This window comes from Chromobacterium fluminis, from assembly GCF_011602385.1.
In the GTDB taxonomy this organism is placed as follows: Bacteria; Pseudomonadota; Gammaproteobacteria; order Burkholderiales; family Chromobacteriaceae; genus Chromobacterium; species Chromobacterium fluminis.
On sequence record NZ_JAAOMA010000026.1, the window covers coordinates 38,404 to 55,178 of the forward strand.

A 16,775-nucleotide genomic window follows, 5' to 3' on the forward strand; every position below is an offset into this window, starting at 1 on the left:
TCAGCGCACCGCCGCCGCGTCGCTCAGGTCGGCGTCGTACAAGCTCTCCATATAGCCGCCGGCCATGCTGGTGTGACGCTTGATTTCCGCCAGCGGGGTCTGCTCCGCCGGGGCGTTGAGGAAGCCCACCTTGCAGGCGTAGTCCAGATAGCGGCCGAACAGCGCCTGGTCCGAGTCCGGGCAGCGGATGTCGGTGTTGGCCAGCAGTTCCTGGATCTCGCTGGTGTCGTACTTGGCGTGCTCCTTGCAATCGCTGCCGTCGTAGAAGATGGCCATCAGATCAGTGAAGGTGGAGCGGTAACCGATGCCGCCGCGGTGCATGCGGCCTTCCTGCAACGCTTCGAAGTAGTCCTTGGACGGCACGTCGCGCAGGGTGTAGCCGTAGCCGCGCAGGCGGGCGACGATGCCGTCGTAGTTGATCGGGCGCGGATTGGTCAGGTTGTAGGTGCGGCGATTGCTGGATTGCAGATTCATCGCCGCGAACAAGGTGGCCTGAGCCACGTAGTCCACCGGCGAAATGTCGAAGGCTTCGTCCGAGGCGAAGGTGAGCCCGGTTTCCACCAGCGATTTGAGCATTTCGTAGTAGATGCCCTTGACCTTGGTCTGCTTCAGCGGGTAGCAGCCGGTGCGGCTGTCGCCCCAGATATTGCCGGGGCGCACGATGACCCAGTCCAGGCCCCGCTCGCCGGCCTCGTGCACCATGCGCTCGGCGGTGAACTTGGAGCGCTCGTAGTCCATGTTGACGAAGCCCTGGCCCACGTCCAGATCGGTTTCGCGCAACACGAAGTCCGGTTGGTACAGCTTGTCGCCCACCATGCTGAAGCTGGAAGTGAACACCAGCGGGGCCTTGCCGGCCAGGCACAGCTCGATCAGGTTGGCGGTGCCGCCTACGTTGACCGGGGCGATCTTGTTGTAGGAGGCCACCAGGCTGACGTTGGCGGCGCAATGCAGCACCAGGTCCGCCAGGTGGGCCAGGTCGCGGTAGGCGCTGGCGTCCAGGCCCAGCATGGGCTGGCTGATGTCGCCCAGCACCGGGATGATGCGCCAGGCTTCGGTGGACAGCTTGCGGCCTTCGTCGTAGCAATACAGCACGTCTTCGATGCGGGCGCGCGCGGCGTCCTTGTTCTCGGCCCGCACCACGCAATAGACGTTGGCGTCGGTGGTGGCCAGTATTTCCTGCAGCAAACGGCCGCCCAGCACGCCGGTGGGGCCGGTCAGCACGATGTTCTTGACGCTGGTCTTGGCTCGGTAATCCATGACTTCACCTCTGAATTTGGTTTGGTTCCAGTCGGGGGCCGGCGCGGCCGGCCCCCTGTCACGCTATGCAGCAGAACCTGATCCAAGTCTCGCGCGCTAGAGCGAAACCGGTTTCAACGCCGTATCGCTGAAGCGCAGCAGGCCTTGGACAGGTTCTTACAAGGTGCCTACCCTCATGCCTCCATCCAGCGGAATAACGGTGGCGTTCAGATAGTTGGTCTTGCAGGTGGCCAGGAAAGTGACCACTTCGGCGATGTCCTCCGGCAAGCCCCAGCGTCCCACCGGCACGATGGATTTGACGATGGCCTCGTCGGACTGCTCCACCATCTGACGGTCGACGAACTGGTTGAGCATCTTGGTCTTGCAGATGCCCGGCGCGATCGCGGTGACGCAGATGTTCAGCGGCCCCAGCTCCCGCGCCCAGGACTCCGACGCCTTGATCAGGCCAGCCTTGGACGCCGCGTACGCCGACCCGCCGGCTGCGCCCCAGATGCCGGCCACCGAGGCGATGTTGATGATGCGGCCGTATTTCAGCCGCGCCATGTGGCGGGAAAACACCGCGGTGGCGTTGAAGGCGCCGTTGAGGTTGACGTCGAACACCCGTCGCGCCAGCTCGCCGCTCTTCTCCGCCGTGCAGTAGCCGCGGCCGATGACGCCGGCGTTGTTGACCAGCACCGTGATGTTGGCCCCCATTCGTTCGACGATGGCGGCGCTGGCCGCGTCCACGCTGGCGGAATCCGTCACGTCCATGACGAAGCCGCGCAGGCTGTCCGGGCAGTCCAGCTCCCGGCCCAGCTGCTCCAGCGCGGCCGCGTCCACGTCCGTGGCGGCCACCGCGTAGCCCACTTCCAGCAGCGACTTGACGATGGCGCTGCCGAAGCCGCCGGCCGCGCCGGTGACGACAGCGACTTGCCGGGTCACGCCACCTCTCCTTCCTTGAAGGCGATGTCGATCACTTTGCGGGCGTTGGCCATGGCGTCGAAGATGCGTTCTTCGAAGAAGCGCACGTCGTCCTGATTCATCAGCAGGTTGGAGTAGATCCGCGACAGCGGCGAGAACTGGATGCCGTAGCGCTTGGAGATTTCGCGGATGATGATGTCGCAGAACTTGACCTTGTCGCTGTAGCCCTCGGAGCGGTCCACCATGGTGTCCTGCGAGTGGTAAACCAGCGCGGTGGGCATGCCTTGCACCACCAGCGGCAGATCGTTGGCGTGAGCGGCCTTGATGAAGGTGTCGGAGATCTGCTCGGTGAAGCGGCCCATGCGCTCGTAGCAGCCCGGGTCCTGTTCGATCAGCTCGAAGGTGCTCTTGATCGCGGCCAGGCCCAAGGGGTAGCCGTTGAAAGTGCCGGCGTGGATCACCTTGCCGCGGGTGTAGAGGTCCATGATGTCGCGACGGCCGGCGATGGCGGAGATCGGCATCGAGCCGCCGCCCAGCGCCTTGCCGAAGGTGGACAGGTGCGGGGTGACGCCGAGGATGCCCTGGGCGCCGGACAGGCCCAGACGCACGCCGGTGATGATCTCGTCGAAGATCAGCACGATGTTGTACTTCTCGCAGATTTCCTTGGCGCGCTCCAGATAGCCTTCGCGCGGGAAGATGCCGCCGCCGTTGACGCAGATCGGCTCCATCAGCACCGCGGCGATTTCATTGTGGTAACGCTCGATGGTGGCTTCCAGCACCTGGATGTCGTTCCACGGCAGCATGAAGGATTGATCCTCCAGCGCGCCGTCGGCGCGGCCCAGGGTGTCCAGCAGATCGCCCTTGAAGGTTTCCGGCACCGGGAAGCTCAGGTCCTGGCGCTTGCGGCCGCCCATGATGTTGTCGGCGTTGCCGTGGTAGTGGCCGTGGAAGCGGATGAAGCGCTGCTTGCCAGTGAAACCGCGCGCCAGGCGCAGCGCGTTCTGCACCGCCTCGGTGCCGCTCAGGCAGAAGCGGATCATCTCGGCGCAAGGAATGTGCTTGACCATCAGTTCGCAGACTTCGACTTCCAGGTCGCAAGTGTCCACCGAGGTCACTTTCTGCATGTAGCGGATCAGCGCTTCGTTATAAGCCTCGTTGTGGTGGCCGACGAAGAGCGCGCCGAATTTGCAGAATAGGTCCAGGTGTTCATTGCCGTCCAGGTCCCATACCCGGGAGTTGCGGCCGCGATTGAACGGCACCACCAGCGGCCGCTCCGGGTCGCCGAAGTTGTAATGGGTGCCGCCCGGCAGCAGCTCCCAGCATTGCTTGTAAAAATCCTTGGACTTGATCAGCGACAGCTTGGTATTGCCTTCCATATTCCTGCTCTCCTCTTGCTTGCCCTGTGATGCTACGGTTGGTGCTACGGTTGATGACGGGATGTCATTCAATTCGGGTTCGGGTCCGATGTCGTCTTCGTCCAGCGCCGTCATGCGGGCGCTGAGCGGGCGGTAACGCTCCAGCCGCTGCGGCGTCAGGACGCCCAGCTGGCGCAAGGCCGCCACGCGGCTCAGGTAGGCGGCGCCGGCCATCAGTTCCACCGCGATGTCGGCCACCTTGCGCTTGGCCACCGGCGCCAGCTCGCTGCCTTGCAGCCACTCGTTGGCCGCGCCCATCGCCGCGCCGCACCAGATCTGGTAATCGACCGCGCGCTCTGCCACGCCGGAGATCGCCCAGCGCGAGGACTGGCCCAGATACCACTGGAACAGCAGCGCCATCTTTTTCTTGGGGTTGGCGTTGGCGGCGTCTATCAGCGCCTGGTTGCCGCGGCCGGCGAAGAAGGCCTCGGTGTCGGCCCACACCTGGGCCAGCGGCTGGCGGAACACTTGTTGTTCCAAGCTGGCCACTTCGGCGGCCGGGATGTGCTCCAGGCCGGGGTACTGCTTGTACAGGCCGTGCAGCTTCTGCGCGCGCACCGCGTACATGCTGCCGCCCTTGAGCACCTGCACCTTGGCGCCCAGTTCGAACATATCGGCGGACGGCGCCATCGCCATGTCCGCGATCTTGGCCTTGCCCAGCAATTGCTTGACCGGGTCCGAGGTGCCGGCTTCGACGCAGGCCTGGTTGATGGAGCCGGTGACCACGTAGGCGGCGCCCAGCGAGAACGCCGCCAGCGTGGCGTGCGGGCTGCCGATGCCGCCGGCGGCGCCGACGCGCACCGTGAACGGATAGCCCTGGCTGGCGGCGATGTCGTCGCGCAGTTCCGCGATGGAGCGGAAGACGCAGCTGAGCAGGCCGTTGTCGGTGTGGCCGCCGGAATCCGCTTCTACGGTGATGTCGTCGGCCATCGGCACTTTCTTGGCCAGCTCCGCCTGGCGCTCGCTGATCAGGCCGTCGGCCAGCAGCTTGCGCACGACCTTCTCCGGCGCCGGGCTGAGGAAATGCTGCGCCACTTCGCGGCGCGACACCTTGGCGATCACGCGGTTGCGGCGGATCACCGCGCCCTTGTCGCCGGCTTCCAGGCCCTTGACCCGGTAGTAGACGATGGCGGCGGACAGATTGACGTAGGCCGAGGCCTCCACCACTTTGACGTCCTGTTCGATGAACAGCTTGACGCAGTTCATCTCCCAGTCCGGCTGGCTGGGGTTGTGCAGCAGGTTGATCGCGTACGGGCCGTTGGGCAGCGCCTGCTTGATGCGGCGGATGGCGCTGCCGATGCGCTCCAGCGTCAGGCCGCCGGCGCCGAAGGCGCTGAGGATGCGGCGCGAACCCAGCGCGATCACCATGTCCTCGGAGTTGATGCCCCCGGCCATGGCGCCCGCGTAATAGGCGAAGCGCACGCCGTAGTCACGCAGGAAGGACGGATCGCCGAAGTACTCCGGCAACATCGCCGGCACCATGCCCAGGCAATCCACCTGGCCGTTGCCGGCCAGGCCGCCGGCGGGTTCCAGCAACACCGCATCCTGCTGGCGCAGCACGTGCAGCGGCCGCGCCAGGTCCAGCAACTGGGCCTGGGCCTGTTCCGGCGTCTGTTGGAACTTGCCGGCATGGCCCTGCCATTTGTACACCGGGGCCGCAAAGCGCGGCGCCACGCAAAGCTTGTCTTGGTTCATTCATGCCTCTATCGCTGTCAGCGCCGGCGCCGAAGCGTCCGCCGCTGCCGGCGCGCGGCTGAAGCCGGCGCCTAGGTTGTCGCACATACCGATGACGTTGCCGCGGTAGATGATCTCCGCGAGGAAGACCAGCGCCATCCGCTCCAGCTGGCCGTCGGCCTGGTAGTCGCAGTGGATGGACTTGCAGGTGAGCCGGTAACGCAGGGTGTCGGCCTCGCACTTCACTTCGCCGCGGAACTTGGCGCTGTAGCTGTGCGGGCTGAGCGCGTGCGGCACCATGCCCGGCAGCGAGTACAGCCCCAGGTAGCACAGGTAGAACTTGACCAGCTGCTCGCAGCCTTCCACCAGGAAGGTGCCGGGCATCACCGGGTCGTTCTTGAAGTGGGCGCGGAACACCCAGTGGCTGGGGTCGATGTCGCGTTCGGCCACCGCCTCGCCCAGGCCAAAAGCGCCGCCGGAGGCGGAGATGGACACCACCCGGTCCAGCATCTTGGCGGCCGGCGCGTACAAGCGCGGCGCGCGCGACGCGGCGTAGGCGACGTCGCCGAAGCAGGCGACGAAATCGCCGCGCTGCAGGGCCTCGATATGGCTGTTGTCGAAGGACGCGCGCCCGCAGCGCAGCGGCGGCTGGAACGGCTCGACCGGCTGGCCGGCCTTCAGATAGGGCGCGGTGTTGACCCCCTTGGATTTTTCGATGTCCTTGGGCAGGAAGAAGCCGGAATTGGCCTCCAGCTTGAAGCTCAGCCTATCGCCGACGTAGCACAGATACTCGTAGGCGATCAGCACGTTCTTGCCCACCTTGAGGAAGGACTTGATGTTGACCCGTCCGCGCAGCACTTCGCCGGCCTTGGGCAAGGGACCGTAGACCGTGGTCTGGCTGTCCACCGCCCGGTAGCGCAGCTGGCCCTTGAACAGCTGGTCGCAGCCGATATAGGTGAAGGCGACGATCATCGCGTGCGAGGCTTCCAGCGACACGAAGGCCGGCACCAGGCCGTCGGACACGTACCAGGCGTCGGGGTGCAGATCGTATTCCCACTCGATGAAGCACGGCTCCAGCTTGCCCGGCTGCGCCGACAGCGCGGTGATGCGCGAGGCGAACATATACGGCGGCGACGGCATGCGGGTGCGGATCGGGTAGCTGTCGGCCTCGGCGTAATCCGGGCCCAAGACCTTGGCGATGGAGCCGTCGGTCAGCTCCACCAGCTGCGCCTCGTCGAACAGCGGACGCGGGCGCGGCGGCACCGGCGCCGCGGCCTTGGGCTTGGCCGCGCGGCGCTGACCGGCCGGCGCGCCGGCGCCCAGCAGTTGCGCGATGCGCTGGTAGAAGCGCTGCTCGGCCTGCAGATAGCTGAGCTGGGTCTGCGCCTGACGGCTGTGCTGCCTTTGCAAGACCGGCGCTTCGCTGTCGGCCGGCGCCGCGGCGGCCGGCTGCGGACGCCGCCAGGGCTTGACGTCGCCGAACAGCGCGCGGTTGGCGTCGTTGACGATCATCTCGGCGATGGTGTGTTCGCGGCCGGTGTGCACGGTGGCGACCAGGGCCGGACCGCCCGTCTGCGGCGGCGTCGGCGTTCTGGCTTCCAGGCGATTGGCTTCGCCCGGCTCTTGCAGAATCATATGGGCGTAGCCGCGGTCCAGGCCCAGGCTGTTGACCGCCGCCAGCCGCAGACCGCCGGCCGGCGCCGGCCAGGCCGCGCCGGTTTCTCCGGCGCGGAACACGGCGCGCAGCGCGGCCTCCGGATAGGCGGCCAGCGCCGCCGCGCCGGGCAGCTGCCGGCGATGCAGGCAGAGCGCGGCCTTGATCACGCTGACGATGCCCTGGGCCGAGGCCAGTTGGCCGTAATTGGCGGCCACCGAACCGGCTGCGACGCCGCTGTCGCGGTAAACCCGGGACAAGCCGTCGATTTCCACCTGGTTGTCGCTGGCCAGCGCGCCGCCGCTCAGCTCCAGATAACCCACTGACGCCGGATCCGCGCCGGCTTGGCGCAAGGCCGCCGCCGCCGAGCGCGCCACCGCGTCCGCCGCTGGTTGAAACTCGGTGCTGTCGCCGCAGGCGTGGCCGATGGCCAGGCCGCGCATCACCGCGTAGACGCGGTCCTTGGCTTCCAAGGCCGCCTGCTCGCGCTTGAGCACCACCACGCCGCCGCCCTCGCCCACCGGCGCGTCGACATGGCCGGCGCCGCGACGCGGCGCCCACAACACGTTTTCCAGACCGCCGGCGAAGCTGCCGCCGGCGACGATCACCGCCTCCACCAATTGCTCGGACAACATGAATTGCGCCAGCTCTATCGCCTTGAAGGCGGCGTTTTCATGCGCGCACAGCGAGAAGGCCGGGCCGTCCAGCTTCAGATGGGCGGCGATGCGGCTGGCCACCACATTGCCGATGCCGCCGGTAATGCCTTCCGGATACGGCTCCGGAAACAGGCTGTCCTTGACGATGGTTTCCAGCGCCGCGGTCTGCGTCTCGCTCAGCGAGATGCCGCTGTGCGCCAGGCTGTCGCGCACCTGCCAGGCCATCTCGTTGCGCGCCTGGTAGCGCGAGCAGCTGTAGTCCACGTCGCCAGCGACGATGACGGCGATATTGCGCTTGTGGCCGTCCAGCTGATAGCCGGCGTCGTAGAAGGCGCGCTCGGCGATGGGCATCAGGAACAAATGCGACAGCAGATGGCTGCCCACCACCTTGGGCGGCAGCTTGAAGCGCTTGCAGTCGAAGTCGAACTGCTCGATATAAGCACCGGCCGGGGCCTGGCGGTAGCCGCGCGCGCCCAGCACGTCGGCGCGCCGCTCCAGGCCCAGCCAGCGGGTGCGCGGCAGCGGGCGGAAGTGGCTGCGGCCCTCGGCCACCGTCCGCAGCAAGGCGTCCGGGGTTTCGGTGTCCGCCAGCGCCACGCCCACGCCGACGATGGCCAGGCTTTGCTGTTCGGCCGGCAGTTGCGGCCAGGCGGTCACCGGCGCGTCGGCGCGGTGTTCGCGCAGCACCATGTGGCCGTTGACGCCGCCGAAGCCGAAGGCGTTGATGCCGGCGCGCTTGGCCTGGCCGCGCTGCGGCCACGGCGTGGTGTCGCGCACCACGTGGCGGATGTCCAACTGGCCGCCCGGGGTGCTGACCATGTCTTCCACGTTCAGCGTCGGCGGAATCACGCCGCTGCGCATCGCCAGCAGCACCTTGAGGATGCTGGCCATGCCGGAGGCGGTCAGCATGTGGCCGATATTGCCCTTGTTGGCGCCGATCAGCGGCCGCTGCGCCTGGTCGGCGAAGAAGGTCTCCACCGAACCCAGCTCCACCTGGTCGCCCACCGGGGTGCCGGTGGCGTGGCATTCCAGATAATCGATGTTCTTGTCCACGCCGTCGTAAGCGCGTTTCAGCGACAGCAACTGGCCGTTGAGGTCGGGCACCAGGATGTGCTTGGCGCCGCCGTCGTTGGACAGGCCGATGGATTCGATCACGCCGTAGATGCGGTCCTTGTCGCGCACCGCGTCGGCGTAGCGCTTGAGCGCGATCACGCTGGCGCCCTCGCCCGCCTTCAGGCCCTGGGAGTTGCGGTCGAACGGCACCGACTGGCCGTCGGCCGGGAAGGCCTGCAGCACGTTGAAGCCGTGATCGATGTAGATGTGGTCGGCGTGGCAGACCGCGCCGGCCAGCATCAGGTCGGCCTTGCCGCTTTGCAGGTAGTAGCTGGCCACGCGGATGGCGTACAGCGCGGAGGCGCAAGCCGCGTCCAGCGCGAAGCTGGGGCCGGCCAGGCCCAGCGCCTGGGCCGCCAGCGTGGCGTTGTGGCTGCCGGTCATCAGATTGAGATCGGACAAGCCTTCCGCCTGCCAAGGCTGGCGGAAATGGAAATCGTCGCGTTGCAGCAGCTCCTGGACGTAGGGCTCCAGGATGCCTTGATAGAAGCCGTTGAGCAGTTTCTTGCCGGCGTGCGTGGGCATGCCGATATTGCCAATGATCAAGCCGCAGCGCTCCAGCGCTTCGGCGCTGTGGCCCACACCCTGACTGGAGCCCTGGCCGGCGTCGATCAGCGCCTGTTCCGCCGCGTAGAGCGTCCATTGGAACAAGGGATCCAGCGCCTCCAGTTGAGCGGCGGGCAGACGGTAGCGGCCGGCGTCCAGCTTGAAGCCGCGCACGTGGCCGTTCTTGTTGTAGGCGATCTTGTCCGCGGTGCCCGGCACCGGATGGCGATACAGCGCCGGGTCCACGCCCAGCTCTTCCCGGCTCAATTCCGAGGTGCAATCCCGCCGCTCCAGCAGGTTGCGCCAGTACTGTTCTGGCGTTTCGGCGCCTGGAAACAGGCAGCCTAATCCGATAATGGCGATTTCTTCCATAATGCTTCCGTGCCTAAAGTAGAGCCAACATTCCCAAACCTTGGGCGCAACCGTCCCCCTCCGCCGCCGGTCGCTGTTAAAGCGGCGGGCGGCGGCGCGGGATCTGGATTGAACCGGCGCGGGCCGATTTCGAGCGCGGCGGCGGCTAGGCGAATCTCCCGCCGCCGCGACTCGACTGTATGGCCGGCGCGCGTCGCCGCGCTCCGGACCGGCCGCGCCCTCGGCGCGGCCTTGCTCGCGTCACACCGCCACGCTGGCCTCCGGGTCGCACATCAACTGCCGCAGCTTCTTCGACACGGTGAACTGCAAGCCGGAAAGCTTGCTGTACACCTTGCCGTCGGCGCCGTGGACGGTGACGTCGGCCAGCAGAGTGGTCGCGGTTTGCGCCGTGACCGCCATGCTCAGATAGAAGGCCTGGTCGAAAGCCAGCGGCGCGTACTGCCGCCACTCGGCGATCTGCAGCGGCAGCCCGGCCTTGTCCGACTGCGACATCAGCCAGACCAGCGGCGTTTGCAACGCCACGTCCGCCAGGTAGGGGTTGAAGGAATTCACCGGGAACTGCCCCTGTCCGCCCGCGGCGGCCAGCCGACCGCCCGCTTGCAGGCCCTGGCCGTCGAGACGGAACAAGGTCTGCACGCCGCGGAAGGCCGGGCCGTGGAACAGCCAGGCGCCGTCGCGCATGTCGCCGTACAGCGGCGGATGCTCCAGCGGCGCGCCGGTCGGTGCCTTGGGCCCGTCCGCCGGCTGCTCCGCCGCCAGCCGGGTCATGGTCACCCGCGCCTGGTAGCGGATCAGCGTGGCGCCGTCCGCCTGGTTGAAGATGCTCACTTCCAGCGTGTGGCGGTCGCCGTTGCCGCCGGCTTCGGCCACCGGCCGCAGTTCGGCGATGAAGCGCCGCTGCTCGCTGGCGTCGAACACCACGCCCTTGAGCACGCGGAAGTCCGTCAGCGTCTCCAGCCGGTAGCCCGGCAGCAGGTCTTCGCACAGCTGCACCATCCAGCCGGCCGCGGCGGTGGCCGGCAGCACCTGCTGCCCGCCCACCACGTGATCGCCCAGGAAGCCGTTGACGGCTGGGTCCAGCTCGCGCTCCACCCGGGTCAGCGCCGGCAGGGTCTTCTGCTTGCGCCCCACCTTGTAGCTGCCGCCGCCCACGATCACCTGCGGCACCAGGCCGGCGGCGAACTCGTCGACGAAGAACTGCGCGCCCACGGAGGTGGGGATGATGGCCAGGCCGCGGTCGGCGTAGGCCTTCTTCAGCACATCGCTGACCATGCCGCTGTCCCACGGACCCCAGTTGATGCTGCGCACCTGCTGTTTCGGGTACAGGGTCTGGTACAGGTAGGCGAACTTGTTCAGCGCGTCGTTGGCCATCGCGTAATCGGTCTGGCCGGCGTTGCCGAAGAAGCCCGACACCGAGGAGAACAGCACCAGATGACGCAAGCCGTCCGGCTTGACCGCCGCCAGCAGGTTCTCCAGCCCTTTCACCTTGGTGTGGAACACCGAGCGGAAATCGGCCGGGGTCTTTTTCTCGATGCGCTTGTCCGCCAGGTTGCCGGCGCCGTGGATGATGCCGCGGATGGGGCCCAGCTGCCGCTGCGCTTCCGCCGCCGCCCGCGCCACATCCTTGGCGTCGCCGATGTCGCAAGCCAGATAGATGGCCTGGCCGCCGGCCTGCTCGATGGCGGCGATGGTGGCGCGCACCTCGGCCAGCTGCAGCACTTCCTTGAGCAAGGCGTCCACCTTGACCGGCGTCACCGTCTCGCCCTGCTGCTGCAGATGACGGATGGCGCGCGCCTTGAGCTCGGCCACTTCGCCCCCACCCTCAGCCCACTCCGGCAGCGGCGCGTCGATGCGGGTGCGGCCCAGCAACGCGAAGCGGGCCGGATAACGCTTGGCCAGCGCGATCACGCACTCGGCGGTGATGCCGCGCGCGCCGCCGGTGACCAGAAACACGGTCTTGGCGTCGATATTGGCCACGGCCTGAGGATCGGTCGGCGCCGCCTCGAAGCCCAGCGTCATCCGCTCGCCCTTGACGCCGCGGCCCACTTCGGCCACGTCGGACTGCACGTCGCGCAACTCTTCCAGCAACATCGCGGCGATAGCGCTCTTGCCGCATTTGGGATCGAAGTCCACCGTGCGGCAGAACACGTCTTCCCACTCGATGTTCAAGGCCTTGCTCAGGCCGCTGACGCCGGCCGCGGCCACCGGGAAGGCGGCGCGCCGGGCGGTGCCCAGCTCGCCGTCCAGCTGGCTGGCCACGAAGAAGCACGCGCGTCCCGGCCCGGGCTGCGCCAGCGCCGGCTGCAGCAGCTTGGCCAGCAGGAACAGCGCTTGCGCGGTGTCGTATTCGGCCGCGGCGAAAGCGTTGGCCAGCGATTTGACGTTGCCGGCCGGCGCCTGCAGATGGATGAAGCCGCCCACCTGTCCTTCGGCCACCGCGATCCGCGACAGCACGTCCTCCAGCGCCAGCTCGTCGGCGCGTTCCAGCACGTAGTCGTTCACGTGCTTGATCGCCTTGCGCTGGCCCTTGGCCTGCTGCCACTTGAACACCAGCCGCGCCACCTGTTGGCCGTGGGCCAGCAGCTGTTTGGCCACTTCTTCGCTTAAACCCTTGCCGTCGTCGGTCAGCAGCCAGAGCCGGCCGGCGGCCAGCTCCAGCAGGTCCGGCTTGGGCAAAGCCTGTTTCCGCGTCTGAAAACGATGGATGGACGCGGTTACCGTATGGGCATCACTTACAGGGGATTGCTGAGCGAGGGCAGATGCCGTCTCCCGGGGCTCAGCTAGGGATTTTTTTGCTGCGGAGTCCTCCACGGCAACGTCGGCCACCAGTTTCTTGGTGGACGACACCACGCCCAGCTGACGCAAGGGCTTGGCCTCCGCCGCCGGGGTTTCGTGCAAGGCGGGCTCGCTGGAGACCGGGGCCGGGGCCTCCACCGGCGCCGGAGCGGCTTCCGCGGCCGGCGCGGCGGCGCCGCCCTGCTTCAGCTCGGTCAGCAGTTCGGAGATGGTTTGCTTGAAGAAGCCGCCCATCTTGCGGATGTTGCTGAAGGCGTCGATGTCGAAGGTTTCCATGTCCTTCTGTTTTTCCATGTCCTGGAAGTGCGGCACTTCGGCGGACAGCTGGTCGAACATGGCGCCGAAGATTTCCAGGCGCTTAATCGAATCGATGCCCAGGTCGGCTTCCAGATCCATGTCTTCATTGATCATGTCGGCCGGGTAGCCGGTACGGTCGCTGACGATGGCGATCAGTTGCTTGATCAGGTCGGCCTCGGTCAAGGCTTCGAAGCGCTGGATCAGGGCCTGGTCCTCTGCGCTGATCGCGGCGGCGGCGAGCGCGGCGGCTACAGGAGCGGGCGCGGCGACAGGGGCCGGCGCGGCGGCCGGAGCGACGGCTTGCGGGATGTCCTGCAGCTTCGGCTTGGGCGCCTGAACCTCGGTCGCTGGGGCAACCGGCGCGGCGGGGGCAACGGCCGGCTGAACAAGGGGAGCGGCCGCCGGCAATTCCACTGCGGCGCGCGGCGTCGGCAAGCTCACTTCCAGCGGCGCGCGCTGTTGCAGGCGAGCCGTCACCTGGCCGCCGCGAGCGGCGACGTCGGCGCCCAGCAAGGCTTGCTGGTTGTCGAAATAATGTTCGTGGTTGACGTGGTAGAGCTCCTGGTTCTTGTCCAGCAGCTGCAGGCTCTGGCCTAGGCTGGCCACCACTTCCGTCAGCTGCTGGCTGCCCTGGAATTTCTCCAGCAAGGTGTATTGCTTGTTCATCAGCGAATCCAGCAGCTGAATGTAGTCCTTCTGATTCAGCTGGAACTGCTGATGCACCTGGCTGAGCATGTTCTGCGCCTGGATCTGCGCGTCCAATACGCTCAATACTTCGTTGTCCGAGCTACTGCGTTGCATGATTCCCTCTCCGCTTATGACATGGATGGGCTCCAGCCACATCATGTCGTCCCTGTTGTCGACCAAAGTTTCCACCACTACCGTACTATCCCGCTCCGTCTCCGGCGCCCGCGGCGGCGAGCTGGCGGCAAGCCGCTCGTCGATGAAGGCGTCGATGACCCGCGTATCCTTGCGCATAGCGTGCGCGCGGCGCTGCTTGGCTTTCTCCGAGTAGAAGAAACCGCCGCTCATCGTGTAAGTCAGCGACTTTTTCTTCGGCGCCGCGACCAAGGGCAAGGCCGCCTGCGGATCGGTGGAGCTCAGCTCCACGCCTTCCACCGCCAGCCGCGCCAGCGCGCGCTTGAATTGCAGGGCTTCCTCGCCGTTGGCGCTGGGGTTCAGCGACACCACCGCGTGCGGCTTGTCCTTGAGGATGTCCGCCACCAGCTTGCCCAAGATGCCCTTGGGGCCGATCTCGACGAACAAGTAGCCGCCCTGCTGATGAATGCGTTCTATGGTTTGCTGGAAGCGCACCGGGCTGACCAGTTGGCCGATCAAGGACTGCTTGATCTTGGCCGGGTCGTCGGCGTGGCGTTTGCCGCTGGCGGTGGAGTACACCGCGGCCTGCGGCGCCTGGAACGGAATCCCGGCCAGGCTGGCCTCGAACGGCGCGCATGCGTGGCGGACGAAGTCGGTGTGGAAGGCCGCGGACACCGCCAGCACTTGGCTGCGCACCTTGCGCTCGTTCAGAAACTCATGGGCCTGGCGGATGATGTCGCCGGCGCCGCCGAACACCAGTTGCTGCTGCGAGTTGTAATTGGCCACCACCAGCTCCGGGAAGCGCTCCAGCACCGCGCTGGCCTCGCTCTCCGGCAGCGAAGCCGCCAGCATCGCGCCCGGCTCGCCGCCCGGCACCGGGCTGGCCACCGCCGCGCCGCGCGCCAGCGACGTGCGGTAGAAGTCCTCGTCGCTCAAGACGCCGGCGGCCCACAAGGCGGTCACTTCGCCGTAGCTGTGACCGGCCAGGAAGTCCGCCCGCAAGCCCAGGCCGCGCAAGAGCTTGTAGTAGCCGGCGCTGATCGCGCCTATCGCCGGCTGCGCGGTGCGGGTCTGGGTCAGCTCCGCCATCTGGCGGTCCGCCGTTTCCGCGTCGAAGGCCGGCGGCGGAAAGATGGACGCGGACGGCAACGGCAGCCCGTCGGCGTGCGCCGCGGCGTCCAGGCCTTCCAGGGTTTCGCGCATCGTCGGGTAATCGTTGGCGATGTCGCGGCCCATGTTCACGTACTGCGCGCCCTGGCCGGGGAACAAGGCCACCACGCGGCCGGCCAACGGGGCCGCCTCGCGCTTGTAATAAATGCCCAGCGGATGCTCCCAGTCCTGATCCGGACGCGCCCGCAGCAGCTTGATCGCCTCGTCCAGCAAACCAGCGGCCTGTTCGGCCGAGCTAGCGACAAAGGCCAAGCGCGCGGAACCGGCCGGCGCGCGCGCCGCCGCGCCTTGATGCAGACGGAACTGGTAGCCGGCGTCTGCGGCGCGGAAGGACTCCAGCTTGTGCTCGGCCACCGCCAGCAACTGCTCCGGGCCGTCCGCGTGCAACAGCACCACTTCCGGGCGCAGGTTCAGACGGAAATCTCCCTGCGGCCGCGCCTGGTGCTCCTCCATGATGGCGTGGTAGTTGGTGCCGCCGAAGCCGTAGGCGCTCAAGGCGGCGCGGCGCGGCGCGCCGTCCACCGGGCTCAACCACGGCCGGCTGTCGATGTTGACGTAGAAGGGGCTGGCGCTGTCCGCCAGTTCGCGGCTGGGCTGGCTGACGTTGATGGTGGGCGGCAGCACCTTGTGATAGAGGCCGAGCGCGGCCTTCATCATCGCCGCCGCGCCGGCGGCGCAACGGGTATGGCCGATCTGCGATTTGACGCTGCCGATGGCCACCGAGCCGGGCTGAGCGCCGCCGGCCTCGAACACCGCGCGCAAGCTCTTGATCTCGGTCTCGTCGCCGGACTGGGTGCCGGTGCCGTGCGCCTCCACCAGCTGGATCTCGGCCGGAGAAATGCCGGCGCGCGCGTAAGCGCGTTGCATCGCCTTGACCTGGCCTTCGTGACGCGGCGCGAAAATGCTCTTGGCGCGGCCGTCGCTGGAGGCCTGCAAGGATTTGATCACCGCGTAAACGCGATCGCCGTCGCGCTCGGCGTCTTCCAGGCGCTTGAGCACCAGGAAGCCCACGCCGTCGCCCAGCATCATGCCGTCGGAGGATTCGTCGAAGGGGCGCGACAGGTTGCTCTTGGACAGGGCCGGCGTCTTGCTGAAGCACAGGAAGGAGAAGATGGAGTTTTCCAGATTGACGCCGCCGGTCAACACCACGTCGCAGCTGCCGTCCACCAGTTCGCCCACCGCCGCCTTGATCGCGGCCAAGCTGCTGGCGCAGGCGGCGTCCACCATATAAGAGGTGCCGCCCAGGTCGAAATAGCTGGCGATGCGGCCGCAGGCGACATTGCCGAGGAAGCCGGGGAAGCTGTCCTCGTTCCATTCCAGATAAAGGTGATTAACGCGATCAATGACCTCGTCGGCCACCGCGCCAGGCAAGCCGGCGTGGTTCAGCACCTTGCGCAGATACGGCTCCTGCTGACGGAAAGCCAGCGAGAACGAGGTGTTGCCGTTGCCGGCGCCGCCCAGGATCACCCCCACGCGGTCTTTGTCCACCGGCAGCGCGTCCTCGCCCACCAGTCTGGCGTCCAGCATCGCCTGCTTGGCCACGTGCAGCGCGAAGATCTGCGCGGTGCTGATGGACTCCAGCATCAGCGGCGGCAATTTGAATTCCACCGGATCGAAATCGATGGCCGGCACGAAGCCGGCGCGGTGGCCGTAAGTCTTGTCTGCGGCGCTCGGGTCCGCACTGTAATAGTCTTCCTTGCGCCAGTATTCATCGCCGTTCTTCTGGTCGATGTCGGTCAGGGAATCCTTCTTGTCGACGATATTGGTCCAGAAATCGTATAAGGTGGCCGCATCGGGAAAGTGGCTGGCCATGCCCACAATCGCGATATCCAACGTCCCCGGTCCAATCCTGCTCGATAAGGTCTTGCTCATTGCTCCTCCCGCGGTGAACCTGCTGTTTCGCATCATTCGCTTGCCGCCGCGCACCAACCGGGAATCGCAATCGCCGGCCGCACGGCCAGGGTCGACTGCCTTTCTTTAAATCCGGTCCCGCACGCAAAGCCTGGATCGAATTCGCGTCCGACCAACCGTCGCACGCGCCTGCTGCCCATTACTCAAACCACATTAAAAACCGCGATCAAAACTTGACGAAATCTTTACAACTCA

General features: G+C 66.9%; 5 protein-coding genes. All 5 read right to left on the reverse strand.

Annotated features, from left to right (window positions below):
• On the reverse strand, positions 1 to 1,257 hold the full coding sequence (locus HA052_RS17455) for an SDR family oxidoreductase (protein ID WP_166452864.1): 1,257 nt from the start codon (positions 1,255 to 1,257) through the stop codon (positions 1 to 3).
• Between the two features lie 156 nt (positions 1,258 to 1,413).
• Positions 1,414 to 2,178, reverse strand: coding sequence for an SDR family NAD(P)-dependent oxidoreductase (locus HA052_RS17460; RefSeq protein WP_081544597.1), 765 nt, complete (start codon positions 2,176 to 2,178; stop codon positions 1,414 to 1,416).
• Positions 2,175 to 5,267 carry a PfaD family polyunsaturated fatty acid/polyketide biosynthesis protein gene (locus HA052_RS17465; protein WP_166452865.1) on the reverse strand — a complete coding sequence of 1,031 codons (3,093 nt, stop codon included), beginning with the start codon at positions 5,265 to 5,267 and terminating at the stop codon, positions 2,175 to 2,177. The genes HA052_RS17460 and HA052_RS17465 overlap by 4 nt, the downstream gene beginning before the upstream one ends.
• Entirely contained in the window at positions 5,268 to 9,587 is a 4,320-nt protein-coding gene (locus HA052_RS17470) for a hotdog fold thioesterase (RefSeq protein WP_166452866.1), read from the reverse strand.
• A gap of 240 nt (positions 9,588 to 9,827) precedes the next feature.
• Positions 9,828 to 16,502 carry a type I polyketide synthase gene (locus HA052_RS17475; RefSeq protein ID WP_206118944.1) on the reverse strand — a complete coding sequence of 2,225 codons (6,675 nt, stop codon included), beginning with the start codon at positions 16,500 to 16,502 and terminating at the stop codon, positions 9,828 to 9,830.
• Positions 16,503 to 16,775: the final 273 nt, after the last annotated feature.